The 17,439-nt window shown below is 32.7% G+C and carries 17 protein-coding genes; 12 read left to right on the top strand and 5 right to left on the bottom strand.

Annotated features, from left to right (window positions below):
• Positions 1 to 206: 206 nt before the first annotated feature.
• A complete protein-coding gene (rho, locus tag ABD816_RS05760) occupies positions 207 to 1,943 on the bottom strand; it encodes a transcription termination factor Rho (RefSeq protein WP_344925504.1) in 1,737 nt (578 codons plus the stop codon).
• Positions 1,944 to 2,144: 201 nt separating this feature from the next.
• Here rho and ABD816_RS05755 point away from each other — a divergent pair, with 201 nt between their 5' ends.
• From ABD816_RS05755 to ABD816_RS05725, 7 genes are all read left to right on the top strand, one after another.
• Positions 2,145 to 2,555: a DUF4293 domain-containing protein gene (locus ABD816_RS05755; RefSeq protein WP_344925502.1), complete on the top strand. Its 411-nt coding sequence runs from the start codon at positions 2,145 to 2,147 to the stop codon at positions 2,553 to 2,555.
• A 478-nt stretch (positions 2,556 to 3,033) separates the two neighbouring features.
• Positions 3,034 to 3,579, top strand: a complete 546-nt coding sequence (locus ABD816_RS05750) for a DUF4178 domain-containing protein (protein WP_344925500.1) — start codon at positions 3,034 to 3,036, stop codon at positions 3,577 to 3,579.
• 1 nt (position 3,580) lies between these two features.
• Positions 3,581 to 4,402, top strand: a complete 822-nt coding sequence (locus ABD816_RS05745; RefSeq protein WP_344925499.1) for a hypothetical protein — start codon at positions 3,581 to 3,583, stop codon at positions 4,400 to 4,402.
• A 10-nt stretch (positions 4,403 to 4,412) separates the two neighbouring features.
• Positions 4,413 to 5,291 (top strand): DUF350 domain-containing protein, encoded by an 879-nt coding sequence (locus ABD816_RS05740; protein ID WP_344925497.1) that lies wholly within the window; start codon positions 4,413 to 4,415, stop codon positions 5,289 to 5,291.
• Positions 5,279 to 6,856, top strand: a complete 1,578-nt coding sequence (locus tag ABD816_RS05735; RefSeq protein ID WP_344925496.1) for a polyamine aminopropyltransferase — start codon at positions 5,279 to 5,281, stop codon at positions 6,854 to 6,856. The genes ABD816_RS05740 and ABD816_RS05735 overlap by 13 nt, the downstream gene beginning before the upstream one ends.
• Before the next feature lie 14 nt (positions 6,857 to 6,870).
• Positions 6,871 to 7,182 (top strand): S-adenosylmethionine decarboxylase, encoded by a 312-nt coding sequence (locus tag ABD816_RS05730; protein ID WP_344925495.1) that lies wholly within the window; start codon positions 6,871 to 6,873, stop codon positions 7,180 to 7,182.
• Positions 7,182 to 8,195 (top strand): potassium channel family protein, encoded by a 1,014-nt coding sequence (locus ABD816_RS05725; RefSeq protein WP_344925493.1) that lies wholly within the window; start codon positions 7,182 to 7,184, stop codon positions 8,193 to 8,195. Before ABD816_RS05730 ends, ABD816_RS05725 begins: the two co-directional genes overlap by 1 nt.
• Positions 8,196 to 8,248: 53 nt before the next feature.
• On the opposite strand, the gene ABD816_RS05720 is transcribed toward ABD816_RS05725, so the two are convergent.
• The gene (locus tag ABD816_RS05720; RefSeq protein ID WP_344925492.1) at positions 8,249 to 8,743 is read right to left on the bottom strand and encodes a metallophosphoesterase family protein; all 495 of its coding nucleotides are present in this window, start codon (positions 8,741 to 8,743) and stop codon (positions 8,249 to 8,251) included.
• 225 nt (positions 8,744 to 8,968) lie between these two features.
• On the opposite strand from ABD816_RS05720, the gene truA reads away from it, so the two are divergent.
• Together truA and ABD816_RS05710 are read left to right on the top strand one after the other, a co-directional pair.
• Complete coding sequence (gene truA / locus ABD816_RS05715) at positions 8,969 to 9,718, top strand: tRNA pseudouridine(38-40) synthase TruA (protein WP_344925490.1); 750 nt, start codon at positions 8,969 to 8,971, stop codon at positions 9,716 to 9,718.
• A gap of 1 nt (position 9,719) precedes the next feature.
• Positions 9,720 to 11,483, top strand: a complete 1,764-nt coding sequence (locus ABD816_RS05710; protein ID WP_344925489.1) for an ABC transporter ATP-binding protein — start codon at positions 9,720 to 9,722, stop codon at positions 11,481 to 11,483.
• A 27-nt stretch (positions 11,484 to 11,510) separates the two neighbouring features.
• On the opposite strand, the gene ABD816_RS05705 is transcribed toward ABD816_RS05710, so the two are convergent.
• From ABD816_RS05705 to folP, 3 genes are all read right to left on the bottom strand, one after another.
• Positions 11,511 to 12,290, bottom strand: a complete 780-nt coding sequence (locus ABD816_RS05705) for a DUF3667 domain-containing protein (protein WP_344925488.1) — start codon at positions 12,288 to 12,290, stop codon at positions 11,511 to 11,513.
• Complete coding sequence (locus tag ABD816_RS05700; RefSeq protein ID WP_344925486.1) at positions 12,291 to 13,067, bottom strand: diadenylate cyclase; 777 nt, start codon at positions 13,065 to 13,067, stop codon at positions 12,291 to 12,293.
• Between the two features lie 73 nt (positions 13,068 to 13,140).
• Entirely contained in the window at positions 13,141 to 13,983 is an 843-nt protein-coding gene (folP, locus tag ABD816_RS05695) for a dihydropteroate synthase (RefSeq protein ID WP_344925484.1), read from the bottom strand.
• A gap of 81 nt (positions 13,984 to 14,064) precedes the next feature.
• Between folP and ABD816_RS05690 the strand changes: the two genes are divergently transcribed.
• From ABD816_RS05690 to ABD816_RS05680, 3 genes are all read left to right on the top strand, one after another.
• Positions 14,065 to 14,601, top strand: coding sequence for a DUF1599 domain-containing protein (locus ABD816_RS05690; protein WP_344925483.1), 537 nt, complete (start codon positions 14,065 to 14,067; stop codon positions 14,599 to 14,601).
• A gap of 93 nt (positions 14,602 to 14,694) precedes the next feature.
• On the top strand, positions 14,695 to 16,359 hold the full coding sequence (locus ABD816_RS05685) for a BT_3928 family protein (protein WP_344925482.1): 1,665 nt from the start codon (positions 14,695 to 14,697) through the stop codon (positions 16,357 to 16,359).
• Complete coding sequence (locus ABD816_RS05680; protein WP_344925481.1) at positions 16,359 to 17,438, top strand: ABC transporter permease; 1,080 nt, start codon at positions 16,359 to 16,361, stop codon at positions 17,436 to 17,438. Before ABD816_RS05685 ends, ABD816_RS05680 begins: the two co-directional genes overlap by 1 nt.
• Position 17,439 lies beyond the last annotated feature (1 nt).

The following is a 17,439-nucleotide window of genomic DNA, read 5'->3' as shown; positions in this document are numbered from 1 at the left end:
TTGTTTGTTAAGTATAATTGCAAGATTGTAGAGGTGTATGTTTAGAATTATAATTAATGTCAATTTCGGTTATAAAAATGAACGAATACTTGAGCTTATTTTTAGTATAACTATAATAAGGTATGTTTTTAAGTTTTAAAAAAATAGCTATCATTATTTTGATAGCTATTTTCGTTGTGTTTATATATAATGTATTTAGTTTGTTTTTATCCATTCATAGATATAAGGAATTCATCATTGTTACGAGTTTGTTTAAATCGTTCATTAATAAATTCCATTGCTTCTACCGGATTCATATCAGAAAGGTATTTTCTCATAATCCACATTCTCTTTATTGTCACATCATCTAATAAAAGATCATCTCTTCTTGTGCTACTCGATATGAGGTCAATTGCAGGGAATATCCTTTTGTTAGATATACGACGATCTAATTGAAGTTCCATGTTACCTGTACCTTTGAATTCTTCAAATATAACTTCGTCCATTTTAGATCCGGTATCAGTTAAAGCAGTTGCGATAATTGATAATGATCCTCCACCTTCTATATTACGTGCAGCACCAAAGAAGCGCTTAGGTTTGTGTAAAGCATTCGCATCTACACCTCCACTTAGAATTTTACCACTGGCAGGTTGCACAGTATTGTATGCTCTTGCTAATCTTGTGATTGAATCTAGAAGAATAACTACATCATGTCCACATTCTACTAATCTTTTAGCTTTCTCTAATACTATATTTGCAACTTTAACGTGTTCGTTAGCTTCTTTGTCAAAAGTAGAAGCAATTACTTCACCTTTTACATTACGTTGCATGTCGGTTACTTCTTCTGGTCTTTCGTCAATAAGAAGTATCATTTGATACACTTCTGGGTGATTTGCAGCGATTGCATTAGCTACATCTTTAAGTAGCATGGTTTTACCAGTCTTGGGCTGTGATACGATCATTCCACGTTGTCCTTTGCCTATCGGGGCAAAAAGATCCATTATTCTTGTGGAGATTGTACTTTGTCTTTCGGCTAGTTTAAATTTTTCTTGCGGGAAAAGAGGGGTGAGGTGTTCAAAAGAAACTCTATCCCTTACAACCTGAGGGTCTAATCCGTTAATTTTATTTACTTTAATTAATGGAAAATATTTTTCACCTTCTTTAGGAGGTCTTACTTGTCCTAAAACGGTATCTCCTGTTTTTAGTCCAAAAAGTCTTATTTGAGATTGTGATACGTAAATGTCATCAGGAGAGGATAGGTAGTTATAATCACTGGATCTAAGGAAGCCATATCCATCTTGCATGGTATCTAGTACTCCTTCACTTTGGATAATAGCGTCAAATTCATAGTCCGGTTCTTTGTAGCGATTTCTGTTGTCTCTGTTTCCGCTATCTCTATTGTCCTTTTTATTGGTATTTCGGTTCTGATTTTTATTAGGCTGTTTGTCTGTATTTCTATTTCTATTGTCTTTTCTGTCTTCCGATTTTTCCTCTCTGTTTTTCTGCGGCTTTCTTTTTTCTTTATTTACTGAAGAAGGCGTATCGGTTTTTTTGTGTCCTTGTGCAGGTGTGCCACTCTTTTCCACATTTGTTTTCACCTCAGATTTTGGCTGCGTTTGAGGTTTATTTTGAGTTGTAGGGTTTTTTGTTTCCGCTTTAGATTGTTCACCAGTAATGTTAGGTGTGTTTGTAACTTTTTTAGCCCTGGGTCTTTTGTCTCTTGGCGTTGGTTTTGTTTTAGCGACCTTAGTTTCTGGTGTTTTGGTTTTAGCAGTTTTTGCTTCAGCAGGTGCGTCTTCAGTAATAATTTCTTTTACTTTATTAGGGTTTGCCGCTTGGTAATCAAGTATTTGATAAACCAAGTCCAGTTTTTTCATGGTACGAAATTTAGGTACATTTAAATTTTTCGCCATTTCCTGTAGCTCAGGAAGCTTTTTTGCTTTTAATTCAGAAATTTCTAACATTTAAATTTGTTATATAATTTGAGTTCTGGTGTTAATTTTCAAAAGAAGAATTCTAGGAAAATTTTATTTCGAAGGTAAGTATCCTAAAAAGAATAGGTTACAAATTTGTTTTGCAATGATACAACTTTATTTTTGATTTTTTGCATTTATTTGTAAAAAGAAACCCCTATTTTTGTCTTTTGCAAAAGTGTAAAGAGTGTAATGATACAAAGAATTCAAACTATTTATTTATTACTGGTAGCGGCTCTTTCTGGTGGAATTTCGTTCTTATTTCCATATGGGATAAGTCAATCAGGAGCAGTTTTATTTATTCAGGATAATATGACGGTCTTAGGAATATTTGTAGGTTCTGCTTTTTTATCTTTACTAACAATTTTTTTATTTAAAAATCGAAAGCTTCAATTTGTATTGGGGCGTATCAATATCTTATTAAACTTTATTTTACTAGGAGTATTTGTTTATTGGTTGCTACCTGTATCTGGAGAAACTCAGGTTTCAGAGAAAGATATTGGGATGTTCATTCCTGTTATTTCTATCGTTTTATTAGTGATAGCCAATAAGGCTATCAAAAAGGATGAAGATCTCGTAAAATCAGTAGACCGATTACGATAAACCTAAAATCTTAGTAGTATTAGTGCGTTAAAACCCGAAGTATGCCAACTTCGGGTTTTATTTTATATGTATGATATAGTGTTGTTTTATATTGAAAACAGGTATTGATTTAATTTGGTTTTTTTTCACTGAATATAGGGTGGGTTCTTTTTATTTTGTATGTTATATTTGTGTCCTTGTAATATAAGTTTTATGCTTGCTAGAAATAGGGTTTTAGAAACCAACGTAATAGTGGGGCAAACTTTTTAACTTTATTTGTAAGATGAAAGTAATCTGAATACGAGTGTGTGTTTTGCTTATTATTTTGGATATTGCATTTGCTAAAAATATAATACATATTTCTTCTATATAAATGAACGTTTATTTTGAGTTTATGTATTAATTAATAGAAAGACTCTATATATAGAACTTTTATTATGAATAATAATGTAACAAAATGTAAAATTTAGTTACCTATATATTATATATAAAACATACAATGGGATTATTTGATATTTTTAAAAAGAAAGAGGAGGAGCGTCATTATGATGCAACTAATATTAGAGTGGTTGATTTACAACCAAATTTTATTTTAGATTATGATCTGGATTCTTGGATTGTAAAGAAAATGTATGAATATGATTGGGGAGATAATTTTTTTACCAGAGAATTTTTAATAAATAATGGTAAGAGTAATTTATACCTACATATCGAAGAGGATGATGAATTAGAAATAGCGATCACTAAAAAAATTGGACTAAGGGTATTAGGAGAACATATTTCTGATGTCATTGAAGAGACTGGTAAACCTCCAAAAAAAATCACATATGATGATGAAATATATTATAGAGATTCTGAAGATATGGGATATGTAAGGAATGTTGAAGATGATAACTGGAGTGAGTTAATCAGTTGGACATACCTTACTAAAAATGAAGAAAAGTTAATTAATATAGAGCAAACTGGAGAAACTAATTTTGAAGCTTCGATAGGAGAATATATACAGGAGTTTAAAATAAGTAATATTTTGCCACAAAATAATTAGAATGAGAGAAATAAAAAAAAGTTTTTGTTATTCAGCATTGCTGTTACTATTGGTTTTGTTTGCTTCCTGTTCCTCAGAAAAGACCAAAGTGTATAAGAAAACACCAGTAGATGAATTTATTACAAAATATCTGGATGAACCAAATTTTAGCGTGATTCTGGCTGATATGGATTATAAAGAGGAAGATAAATCTTATTATCATAAATATCGTGTGCTGATTGAAAAACCTCAGGTTAAGGTGGATGCTTCTACTTTAAATGATTCAACTAAAGTAGCAGATGATGTAAAGGTAATAGACACAGAGTGGAGGAAGGTGAGTGATATTTTTTTTGATTCTAATATCAATAATCTGGGGATGACAATTGTTTCTAAGAAAAATGGTGTAGTTGATAAAGAAACATCTCCCGCAGGATATGATAATTATGTAGGTAATGAACGATACGGGAGTTGGAGGACCAATTCTTCTGGTGGATCTTTTTGGGCTTTTTATGGTCAGTATCATTTTATGAGTAGTTTGTTTTATGGATCTTCTCATAGGTATTATAGAAGTGATTATAGAAATTATGATACGAATTACAGAGGTAAAACAGGGTATTACGGATCGGGAACAAATAAATATGGTACTACCTCTACTACCAATACAAAATCTTCATGGAATAGTAAGCCTAATACTTTTAAAAGTAAGGTGCGAAATTCTGTAAGCAAAAGTGCAACTGCTAGTAGAAGTAAGTCTTATAACTCATCATCAAAAACTCAAAGAAACTCTTCTAGATATTCTAACTCCTCATCGAGTAGATCAAGATCAGGAGGATTCGGAAAATAATATACTTTTTATGGAATTTTTAGATAACAACCCGTTTGTATTGGATTTATTAATGTCTATCAGCTATGTGGTAGAAGCAATACTTGTTTTTGCAATTGGCAAATTTTTGTATCAGTTATTGAATTCAAAAATTAAAATAAATGAAGAACTGGTTATTAAGGATAATCTGGCATTCTCATTTACATATGTGTGCTACTTTGTAAGTTTATTAATCGTTATCGGCGCTTCAATTATTGGAGAATCCACGGGATGGGTAGATGATCTTTTGATTATCGCTTATTATAGCCTTATAGGTGTTGTTTTGTTGAATATTTCTGTTTGGATTAATAATAAAGTTATTTTAACAAAATTCAATATTAAAAAAGAGATTATAGAGGATCAAAATGTTGGAACTGGTGTAATAGAAGGAGCTATTCTGATTTCTACTGCATTGATTTTATATGGAGCTATTACAGGAGAAAGTACTGGTTTAATAGAAGGTACGATCACTGCAGTGGTATATTGGGTGTTGGGATTGGTAATTATGATTATTACCTCTAAACTATATAGTGCAGTTGTAGGATATGATGTCCATGATGAGATTGAAAAAGATAATGTGGCAGCTGGAGTAGCTTTTGCCGGAGCAATTCTTGCAATTTCAATCATTGTAATGAATGCATTGCTTGGAGAGTTTGAAGATTGGAAAACTACATTGCTAGACGTATGTGTCCAGACTATATTGGGGTTAATTGTGCTTCCTATAATGAGAGTAGTTGCAGATAAAATTTTGCTTCCCGGACAAAGACTTACTGATGAAATCGTAAATCAGGAGAAACCAAATGTTGGAGCAGGACTTGTAGAAGCTTTTGCATACGTAGGGTCGGCTATTTTAATTGCATGGAGTATTTAAATAAGAAATCCAGCAGGAATTCTACGATTCTTAAAATAGCAATATTTGCCACAGGTTTTGCTGGTATTGTGGCAGAATATGTACTATCTACATTAGCTACTTATTTTATTGGAAATTCTGTGCTTCAATGGACAATGATTGTGTCTCTAATGCTCTTTTTTATGGGTGTCGGGGCAAGATTAAGCCAGAGAATATCCAGAAATTTGCTAAGTAAATTCCTAATGTTTGAGGTAATCCTCTCATTGTTGGTTTCTTTTTCATCTATTTTGGTCTATACGGTAGCTGCTGTTAGTTCTTATTATGGTATAGTAATTTATTCTTTATGTATCATTATCGGACTATTGATTGGTTTGGAAATACCAATTGTTATGAGGATGAATGAAGAGTATGAAGAACTGAAAACCAATATATCTTCTGTTTTAGAAAAAGATTATTATGGTAGCCTGTTAGGAGGCGTTTTTTTTGGATTTATTGGATTGCCATTTTTAGGATTAACCTATACTCCTTTTGTATTAGGGTTTGTTAACCTTGGAGTTGCAGTTATCGTGGCTTATATGCTTTATAGTAAGTTAAGTCAAAATGAATCTAAAAAAGTAGTGGTAGCTATTAGTACTGTAGCTATAGTAATTTTCCTGGGATTATTTTATACGAATCCAATAGTTCAGTGGGGAGAACAACAAAAATATAAGGATAAGGTTGTTTTCTCTGATCAGACTAAGTATCAGAAAATTGTAATGACAGAATGGAAAGATGAACATTGGTTGTATCTCAATGGAAATCTTCAATTTTGTTCTTTGGATGAAGAGATGTATCATGAACCGCTGATACATCCGGCAATGGGTTTATATCCTAATGTAAAAGACGTATTGATACTAGGTGGTGGAGATGGATGTGCAGTGAGAGAATTGTTAAAATATTCTGGTATTGACAAGATAGATTTAGTGGATCTGGATCCTAAGATGACATCGCTAGGAAAAGAGAATCCAATATTATTAGAAATCAATAAAGGTTCTCTAAATGATAAAAAAGTCACTGTTTATAATGCAGATGCATATATTTTTTTAGAACAACAGCAGGCGCATCGTTTTTATGATATAATCATTGTCGACCTGCCGGATCCTAGAAACGTAGAATTAAGTCGTCTGTATAGTCATGAGTTTTATACAATTTGTAAAAGAAAGTTAAGGCCTAATGGCGTGCTAGTGACACAGGCAGGAAGTCCTTATTTTGCTACAAAAGCGTTTCAATGTATTGATAAAACCATGCAATCAGCAGGATTTATAACTGCACCCATGCATAATCAAGTGATTTCTATGGGAGAATGGGGATGGATTTTAGGTGTAAAAAGTCAGGAAATAAATAAGGAGCTATTAGTAAATAGATTACAATCTCTGCAATTTTCTGGTATTAAAACAAAATGGTTAAATACAGAAGCGATGAAATTAGTAACTTCGTTTGGAAAGCATAGTTTTTTAATATCCGCAGAAGATACAGTAGAGATTAATAAAATTCATAATCCGGTTTTGTATACTTATTATTTAAAAGGCAATTGGGATTTATATTAAGAAAGGATAATGATATGGAGGTACAAGCGAAAACAGTCAAGGCAAATATTTATAGCCATACATATTGGATAAGAGATACCGATGCTGATACTATTAGAAAAAGATGTCAAGATCAGTTGTTAAAATCTGGTTTTACCATCGTAAAGTTTGATGAGTATCATTTTCCGGTTAAGGGGTATACCTGTTTCTGGTTATTAGCAGAAAGTCATTTAGCAATACATACGTTTCCGGATGATGAACGTTCTTATGTAGAGTTGAGTAGCTGTAATCAGGAAAAGTTAGATTGTTTTGTATCTTTAATTAATCAAGAAGAACAGGTGAGTTGATGAAAAAGAGAGTTTTTATAGTAATTATTTTTTCAATTATATCGTACAATCTATCGGTATATTTATTATATATTTTTGAATCGACCTCTGCAGACGGTAATATTTTGAATCTTAGAGATTCTTATTGGTATTCGATCGTCACCTTAACTACAGTAGGGTATGGAGATTTTTATCCAGTTACGTTTTGGGGTAGGACTATTGGTTTTCTTTTTATATTAGGAAGCCTTGGGATTTTGGGACTATTGATTTCAGAATTAAGTTTAATTATTTCTAATTATAGACAAAAAAAGAAAGAAGGATATTTTGGTACAACTATGGAAAAACATTGTGTAATTATAGGTTGGGATGATTTTTCTCAAATGGTAGCGGAGCAAATTATAAATGCTAATAAAGAATTAGCAATCATTACTGATGATAAAGAGGATATTGATCGAATTAATTCTAAATTTCCTCAGGATCATTGTTTTGCTTATTTATCTAATTTGAAGAGTTATTCCAAATTTGAAAAAGTAAATATTGATAAAGCAGAAAGGGTATATCTTAATTTTAAAGATGATTCTGAAACGCTGGTTTATACTATAAATTTAAAAAAGGCCTATCCAAATGCTACTTTTGTAGTTGCTCTTAATAATATGGAGCTGGTGTCTACTTTTAATTATATGGGAGTAAATTTTGTAATCTCTAAAAATGAGATTGCTTCAAAATTGATTGCAAGTTATGTTTTTGAGCCTAATGTAGCATTATTTGCTGAAGATTTACTAAGTACATCAGAAGGAGAAGATGAATTGGATATTTGGGAGAAGGAAGTGCCAGAAGACAGTCTGCTTATTGGTCAGAATTATATTGATGTCTTTGTGGATTTAAAAAAGAAACTTAATATTATTTTATTAGGTGTTTGCAGAGATGGAGTGCAATATAAAAATCCTGATAACCTGTCCATAGAATATAATGATATTCTGGTTTTTATAGGTGGTAGTAGCTCTTATGCTGATCTTAATGAGTTTTTATATTAATACGCTGTCGATTATTAATTATCTGTGTAGCGAGTAATAAGCTAAAATCTTTTTTATTTTTTTCCTAATTCGATCATTTCTAAATTTTCGATTTTACCGGTATCTAGTGTAAATCTAAGCATAGTTCTTACCTTATGAAATCCGTGTGTTCCTGCAGCACCTGGATTCATATGTAATACTCCGTTTTTTTTATCCGGTATTACTTTAAGGATATGAGAATGCCCACAGATAAAAAGTTGAGGAGGATTGTTTTTGATTTCATCTCTGGTTTTCGTGTTATATTTTGGAGGATATCCGCCGATATGCGTCATCCATACAGAAACCCCTTCGCAAATAAACCGTTGGTGTAAGGGGAATGAAACTCTGGCTTTATCATCATCTATATTTCCATAAACAGCCCTTAATGGCTTTAATGCTTCGATAGAATCTGTAACACTTAGATCTCCTATATCGCCGGCATGCCAGACTTCATCAGCTTCTGCTACATAGTGTAGGATACGATCATTTATGTAGCTATGCGTGTCGCTAAGTAGTAATATCTTTTTCAAATGAGTAGTTGCAAGTGGTTTATGTTTTTATCTCTAATAGAAACTAAATATGATAGATCACATCTCTGTTATTAAAAGTATATTTGCACTTAAAATTTTGAGTAAAAATAAGTAAAGCTTTATAATAATACTATAGGTACTCAATTTTGATAGCGTTAATGTTTTGTTATGGAGATTAGAAAAGAAACCTAATGGTACTGGTTGCGCTGAGATAAAAATGATAGCATGCGATATTTTTTAGAACTTTCATATAATGGGGCTTCCTATCACGGTTGGCAAAGACAACCAAATGCGGTATCTGTACAAGAGGTGCTCGAAAATGCTTTGTCATTATTATTGAGGACTGATATCAATACTATCGGTGCAGGGAGAACAGATGCAGGAGTGCATGCACGACAAATTATGGTTCATTTTGATTTTTCTTCTTTTTTAGATACCGATCAATTTATCTATAAAATGAATGCCTTTTTGCCTGTTGATATTGCTGTACAAAATGTGCGACTAGTAAAAGAAACTGCGCATGCACGTTTTGATGCGCTAAGCAGGTCATATCAATATTTAATTAGTTGCCATAAGGATCCATTTAGTATCAATAGTGCTTATCATGTAAAAAAAGAACTAGATATAGATTTGATGAATGAGGCTGCTAAATTACTGTTAAACTACTCCAATTTTAAATGCTTTAGTAAGTCTAAAACCAATGTAAAAACGTATAATTGTACGATAACCAATGCCGTTTGGGAACAAACAGGAGAACTCTTGGTTTTCAATATTTCGGCTAATCGATTTCTAAGAAATATGGTGCGTGCGATTGTAGGAACGTTGATAGAAATAGGAACGCATAAGTTAAATATGGATGATTTAGTACGCATTGTTAAAAGTGAAGATCGCAGTGAGGCAGGCTATTCTGTTCCTGCGCATGGACTTTATTTAACAAAAGTTGATTACCCTAAAACAATATATTTGAACGTATAATATGGCAAAAAAAAGTGGTAACGCCTTTGATTTTGGATTGTTTAAAAGATTGGTCGGTTATACGAACCCGTATCGATTTACATTCTATTTTGTTGGATTAGCGGCAGTATTATTATCAATCTTTGCAGTGGCAAGACCTTATCTGTTACAACAGGCTATTGATACAGGTTTTGTGCCTAAAAATGAAAACCTGATATTAGAATATGTTGTTCTGATGCTCGTCGTTCTATTTTTAGAAGTTATTTTTCAGTTTTTATTTATTTATTTCGCTAACTGGCTAGGGCAGGAAGTAATTAGGGATATCCGAGTAAAACTTTTTGATCATATGATGTTGTTTAAAAAGCAATATTATGATCAATCTGCAGTAGGTAGATTAGTAACCAGAGCCGTTAGTGATATTGAAACCATTGCCAGTATTTTTAGTGAAGGACTCTTTATGATTTTTAGTGACTTACTAAAAATGATAGTTATTCTTGGTTTTATGACCTATAAGAGTTGGCAACTTACCTTAATTGTACTAGCAATACTCCCTTTAATCTTATATGCAACCAGAGTTTTTCAGAAGAAAATGAAAACCGCTTTTGAAGAGGTAAGAACACAGGTTTCTAACCTAAACTCATTTGTGCAAGAGCGTATCACAGGGATGAAAATCGTTCAGTTGTTTACCCGAGAAGAAACAGAATATACTAATTTTAGATCGATTAATGAAAAGCATAAAAAAGGATGGGTTAAAACGGTATGGTATAACTCTATATTTTTCCCAATTGCAGAAATGTCAAGTTCTGTTACTATCGGTTTGATTGTTTGGTTTGGAGGATTACGAGCAGCAGAAGGAGACGTGATAACATTAGGAGTAGTGATTGCTTTTATAGAACTGTCTCAAATGTTGTTTAGGCCATTACGTCAAATTGCAGACAAATTTAATACACTGCAGATGGGGATGGTAGCGGCTAGTCGTGTTTTTGCTATTTTGGATACAGATGCTAGAGTTGAAAATAAGGGAACAATACAGCTCAAAAATATAAGCGGAGCCATTGATTTTGATGAGGTACGTTTTAGTTATTTGGAGGGAGAAGAGGTGCTAAAAGGAGTTTCTTTTTCGGTTAATTCTGGAGATACTGTGGCTATCGTAGGGGCAACTGGAGCGGGTAAATCGACAATTATTAACCTGCTGAATAGGTTCTATGAAATCGATAGCGGTACCATTCTTATAGATGATAAGGATATTAACACGATTGATTTAAAATCTCTGCGTAGTCATATTGCAGTGGTGTTACAAGACGTGTTTTTATTCGCTGATACGATTCTAAATAATATAACGCTTAATAATCCGGATATCACAGAGCAACAAGTGACTGAGGCTGCTAAAGAAATAAAAATTCACGATTTTATTATGAGTTTGCCTGATGGATATCATTATAATGTAAAAGAAAGAGGAGCGATGCTTTCTTCCGGGCAACGGCAATTGATCTCATTTTTAAGAGCTTATGTAACCAATCCGGAAATTTTAGTATTAGATGAGGCTACCTCTTCTATTGATTCTCATAGTGAGCAGTTGATCCAAGATGCAACAGATAAGATTACAGAGGGCAGAACTTCTATGGTGATTGCACATAGATTAGCTACAATTAAAAATGCAGATAAAATAATTGTGATGGATCGTGGTTTGATTGTAGAACAGGGAACTCACACCGAATTATTAGAAATTGATAACGGATATTATAAGAACCTGTATGATGTACAGTTCTCTACAGTTACAGAATAAATAAAATGATTGTGAAATTCAGGTAGTTTAAGGTGAAGTAGGAATAGTATTGGTTAGTATCATCACTAAGGCTGTTATAATGCTAAAAACACAAAAAAGTACAAAACCTATTGTGAGAAATAATAAACTTTTTAATATTAATTGCAAAACAGTAAGTTCATACAATCTTTTTAAAACATAGCCATTGTAGATTATATAAATAATTGCTGGTGCAAAAGAAACAATCCATAAGTCATCAATCAAAAAAGATATAGGAAGTGTGAGTAGTGTTGTAAAAACAACAATATGCGAATATGCATATAAGTAAATCACAAAATGCTCTGTAAGATTATATTTTTTATAATTGTAAAAAACAATACGCGAGATAATGGCAATCAGCGGGATGAACAGAAAGCTGATTAAGGTTTGGTATTGACTGGTTATGTCAAATCCTACTTGTCGCGCTTTTAATTGTTCTTCCGGAAGTGAAGTGGCAACTAGTAATTCTTTATATCGATCTTTAATTAAAAACCAATAAATTCCTGTCACAGTTACCGATATTGCAAAATATCCAAAAGCATCAATATATCTTTTCCGTAGTCCATGGATATAGCCATCTATAACTTCTTCTGGTTTAGAAAATAGATGAAAAGCAGTTCTAAAAACAGAATTATCTAAATTCAAAAATCGATTCGTAAATTCTGCAAGTAAGTTCTTAAAAGTGATTCGTTTTGTGATTTTCTTGGCACCACAATTGGGACAGAAATTATAATGACCTATAGATTGAGTACAGTTTTTACAGACAAATGTAGATGGTATTTCGCTCATTTACACCAAATCTTTTTTAATTTTAATAATCAATTCCTCAAAAGTCTCATACATCACAAATTTACCATTTTTGATATAAGATAGCTTTCCCGTTTCTTCACTTAATACTAATGCTAATGCATCTGTTTTTTCAGTAATACCTACAGCAGCACGATGTCTAAGTCCAAACCGTAATGGGATATCGCGATCATTCGTTACGGGCAGTATAACTCTGGTGGCTACGACCCTATTATCCTCTATGATCATTGCACCATCATGTAATGGGCTGTTTTTATAAAAAATGCTTTCGAGTATTGGAGTTTTTATTAAGATGTCCTGAGTATCTCCAGAAGTCTTTACAAAATCAAGTGATGTATTTCTTTTGATGACAATGAGTGCACCTGTAAAGGTTTTCCCCATTTTTATACAAGCATCAATAACCGAAGCAACATCTGTAAGGCTATCTTCTGGTCGATCCCGAATAAATTTTAATTGCCTTAAAAAAGAACGTCTTCTACCAAAATTGGTAGAGCCAATAAGTAATAAAAATTTACGTATTTCTTGCTGAAATACAACAATCAAGGCAAACATTCCAACACCTATAAATTCACCTAATACGCTGCTTAGCATTTCCATAGCCAGAAACTGAGTTAGTTTCCAGACCAGATAAATCATGACAATCCCAATGAAGATATTGATAGCAGCTGTTCCCTTAACTAACTTATAAATATAGTATAGTAGCATAGCTACAAGTACAATATCTATAACATCTAATATTCTAAGATCAATTAAATCCAAGCGGAGTAAGTTTTTGTAAAAATAGGAAAATTAAGATAACACAGGAATTAAATTTACTCAATAGGATTAATGCTTATTGATTCTGTATAATTGGTGAAGAAAATCTATCTACTAGTTTGATGCATTCCATTGCTTCTTTTACATCATGAACTCTTAGAATCGAAGCTCCATTTAATAACGCTACTGTATTTAATACGGTTGTTCCATTTAAAGATTGCTCTGGTTGGATACCCAGCGTTTTGTAGATCATTGATTTTCTGGATATTCCAGCTAATATTGGTAACCCCTGTAATCCCAATAGCTCCATTTTTTGAAGTAATTCAAAGTTTTGATCTGTATGCTTAGCAAAGCCAAAACCAGGATCAATGATAATATCGTGAACCCCTTTTTTTCTGGCTTCTGCAACTTTTTTAGAAAAATATAATTGTATTTCATATAGTAGATCAGTGTATTGATCTAATGATTTCATTGTTTTGGGATTTCCTTTCATGTGCATCATAATGTAAGGAACTTGTAACTCTGCTACTGTTGTCATCATACGATCATCTAATGACCCTGCAGAAATATCATTAATTATTGCAGCACCGGCAAGGATACATTTTTCTGCTATCATACTCCTAAATGTATCAATTGATAAAATACTATCAGGAAACTGCGATAAGATCAACTTGATAACTGGTAGGATTCTTTTTTCTTCTTCTTGTTCTGTAATATGATCAGCACCAGGTCTGGAGGAATAAGCTCCTATATCTATTAAGGTAGCTCCTTCTGTGAGCATTTTTTCTACTTGTTTTAGAATTTGAGATTCATTTTTATACTTACCTCCATCATAAAAAGAATCAGGTGTAAGATTAAGAATTCCCATAACTTTTGGGGTAGAGAGGTCAATTAATGAGCCGGTACAATTGATCGTCATTGAGCAGTGAGATGTTTTTTTAGATTTTAATTGGTATAATTAACATAATAAAGCGAAATTTACGCAAAATTGAACAGTTCTATGCAAGATACGTCGATACAATATGACGCAGTCATCACTAAGTGCCGAAATCTTTTTATAAAAAAAATGAAAGATTATGGTAGTGCCTGGAGAATTCTAAGGCTTCCCTCTTTAACAGATCAGATTTTTATCAAAGCTCAGCGAATCCGTGGATTACAAGAAAATGATGTAAGAAAAGTAGATGAAGGAGAAGTTGCTGAGTTTATAGGGATTATTAATTATAGTATAATGGCATTGATCCAGATAGAACTTGGTATTGCAGAGCAACCTGATCTTTCTACTGATGAGGCGATAGATCTTTATGATAAGCATATAGAAATAACCAAGACATTAATGATGAATAAGAATCATGACTATGGAGAAGCTTGGAGAGATATGAGAGTAAGTTCATTAACTGATTTGATTCTTCAGAAATTGCTTAGAGTAAAGCAGATCGAAGATAATAAAGGAAAGACAATCGTGAGTGAAGGTATTGATGCTAATTATCAGGATATGATTAATTATGCAGTTTTTGCTATGATTCATTTGGGAGAATAAGCTATGAAGTTTTTATAAAATACTGTTAAACTAAAAGAAACAAGGTAAAACGATACTATCTTGTGGGAATACATTAAAACTCATATTAATATAATGAAAATACTTGTTGGCTTTTCTAGAATATTTGTTGCAGCACTTTTTCTTTTTTCGGGATTTATTAAGTTAAACGATCCAATAGGATTCTCATATAAGCTTTCAGAATATTTTGGTGAAGGTGTTTTGAATTTAGAATTCCTGATTCCATTTTCATTATTGATTGCTGTTTTTTTAGTGATTTTTGAAGTGATTGTAGGGATTACCTTAATACTCGGGTACTTGCCAAAATTTACTGTATGGTCTCTGCTATTAATGATTGGATTTTTTACTTTCCTTACTTTCTATTCAGCATATTTTAATAAGGTTACAGATTGCGGTTGTTTTGGCGATGCATTGCCATTAACACCTTGGGAGTCATTTACTAAGGATGTAATTTTATTAATATTGATATTACTATTGTTTTTTGGCAGAAAATATATCACTCCTATTTTACCCATTACAAGTCATAAGTGGATTGTCTTTGTTTGTTTTACCGGCTGTCTAGGTTTTGCGTATTATGTATTAATGCATCTACCGGTTTTTGATTTTAGAGCATATAAAATTGGCACCAATATACAAGAAGGTATGTCTGTTCCAGAGGGTGCTCCAGAAGCAATATTTGAATACAACTGGAAGTTTAAGGTCGATGGAAAAGAAACTATTGTAACGACTAATGGGGATTACCCTACCGTAGAAGGAACCTTTGTAGATGTGGAAACCAAGATGATTGATGAAGGGTATATCCCACCTATACACGATTTTGCAATAGAAAAAGATGGAGAAGACTTAACGGTAGAATTTCTTAACAAAGAAAACCTGATCCTGATTGTACAGTACAATTTATCTAAAAGTGAGTTAGAAGGAATGGGTGCGGTAAAAGCTTTGACTGATAAAGCTTTGGCTCAGGGATATGATGTTATAGGACTTACAGCATCATTACCTAAGGATATGTCAGAAATGAAGCAGCGTTTTGATCTTAATTTTGATTATTATAACACAGATGAGACTGCATTAAAAACAATATTGCGTTCTAATCCAGGTATTGTGCAAGTGAAGAAAGGTACTATTGTCGAAAAACTACATTATAATGATGCAGATCAATTAATACTTGAAAAGGTAGCGCCATCAAAACCAAGAATCAATATCCAATTAAAATCTGCCCTTGATAGTATTATGAAATTAGATCAAGCGGGAAGAAATGCAGGAGATATTTCATGGGAGGAACAACAAGTTATTGATAGTACTAATACATTGTTTATAGAAGAAGTGATTAAGAAATACGGATATCCTGGTAAGACATTGGTGGGAGAAAAAACGAGTAGAGCGGCTTGGTTAATTCTTCAACATTCTGACAAAATAGAAACATATTTGCCGCTAATTAAGGAGGCAGGAGCAAAAGCAGAGCTTCCTCTGACTTCTGTAGCTATGATGGAGGATCGCTATTTGATGCAGCAACACAAAGAACAGTTATATGGTACTCAAGGAAAAAAGCTCCATGCTGGTACAAAAGAAGAACTCCCAATTATTTGGCCTATACAAAATGCAGATTCTGTAAATGAGAGGAGAACTAAAGTCGGTTTTGAAGCTACAATAGAAGAATATTGTCAACATTTGCTGGGGGTTGAATACAAAAAATATACGCTAGATGAGATAACAAAGTTAGAAGCAAAGATTCCACAATAATGATCGGATATTTAAGTAAGTTTGGCTATGCATTAATTACATTATTTGGAGTAATTACGGTCATCTTTATGCTTTTTACCATCCTGCCAGGTGACCCAGCTCAGATGATGATGGGGCAGAATGAAAATAAAGAGCAGCTAGCTATTTTGTACAAGAAATATGGATTTGATTTACCTCTTACTACCCAATATAGATATTATCTTAATGATCTTTCACCTATATCTTTTCATAGTACTGAAGAAAATGATTTTTCATATTTTGATACTGAAAAATATTCAGGAATAAGATTATTTACCTTAGGTACTACGGTAACAGTTTTTAAATATCCATATTTACGTGAATCCTTTCAGAAAAATGGAAAAAAAGTAAGTGAAGTTATAAAGGAAACCTTACCTAATACGGCTGTATTGGCAATTTTTGCAATATTGATAGCGATTTTTCTAGGAGTTTCTATGGGAGTAGTTAGTGCACTAGCTAAGGATCGATGGCCAGATAAATTAATTCAGTTAGTAAGTACGATAGGTATGAGTGTACCTTCTTTTTTTAGTGCCATCATTTTTGCCTGGTTGTTTGGTTTTGTGTTACACGAATATACTGGTTTAAATATGACAGGAAGTTTATATGAGGTGGATGATTTTGGTGAAGGATCGTATATTCAATGGAAAAATTTAATACTACCAGCAGTTGTTTTAGGAATACGTCCTCTGGCAGTGATTACTCAATTGATGCGTAACTCATTATTAGAAGTTATGAGTCAGGATTATATAAGAACAGCAAAGGCAAAAGGTTTATCATTGTTTCAGGTGATCAGAAGGCATGCATTAAAGAATGCTTTAAATCCCGTAGTGACTGCTATTTCAGGATGGTTTGCTTCTATGTTAGCAGGTGCTGTATTTATTGAATATATTTTTGGATGGAATGGATTAGGAAAAGAGATTGTAGATGCTTTGAATACTAAAGATCTTCCGGTTATTATGGGAGCTGTTATTGTTATAGCTTCCTTATTTATAATCATCAATATACTGGTAGATGTCATTTATGGTTGGCTGGATCCTAGAATACGCGTTTCATCATCTTAAT

The sequence above is a fragment of the Aquimarina addita genome (assembly GCF_039539305.1).
Lineage (GTDB): Bacteria > Bacteroidota > Bacteroidia > Flavobacteriales > Flavobacteriaceae > Aquimarina > Aquimarina addita.
Note: the sequence above shows the minus strand (reverse complement) of the source record. Positions and strands in the feature narration are given on the sequence as shown.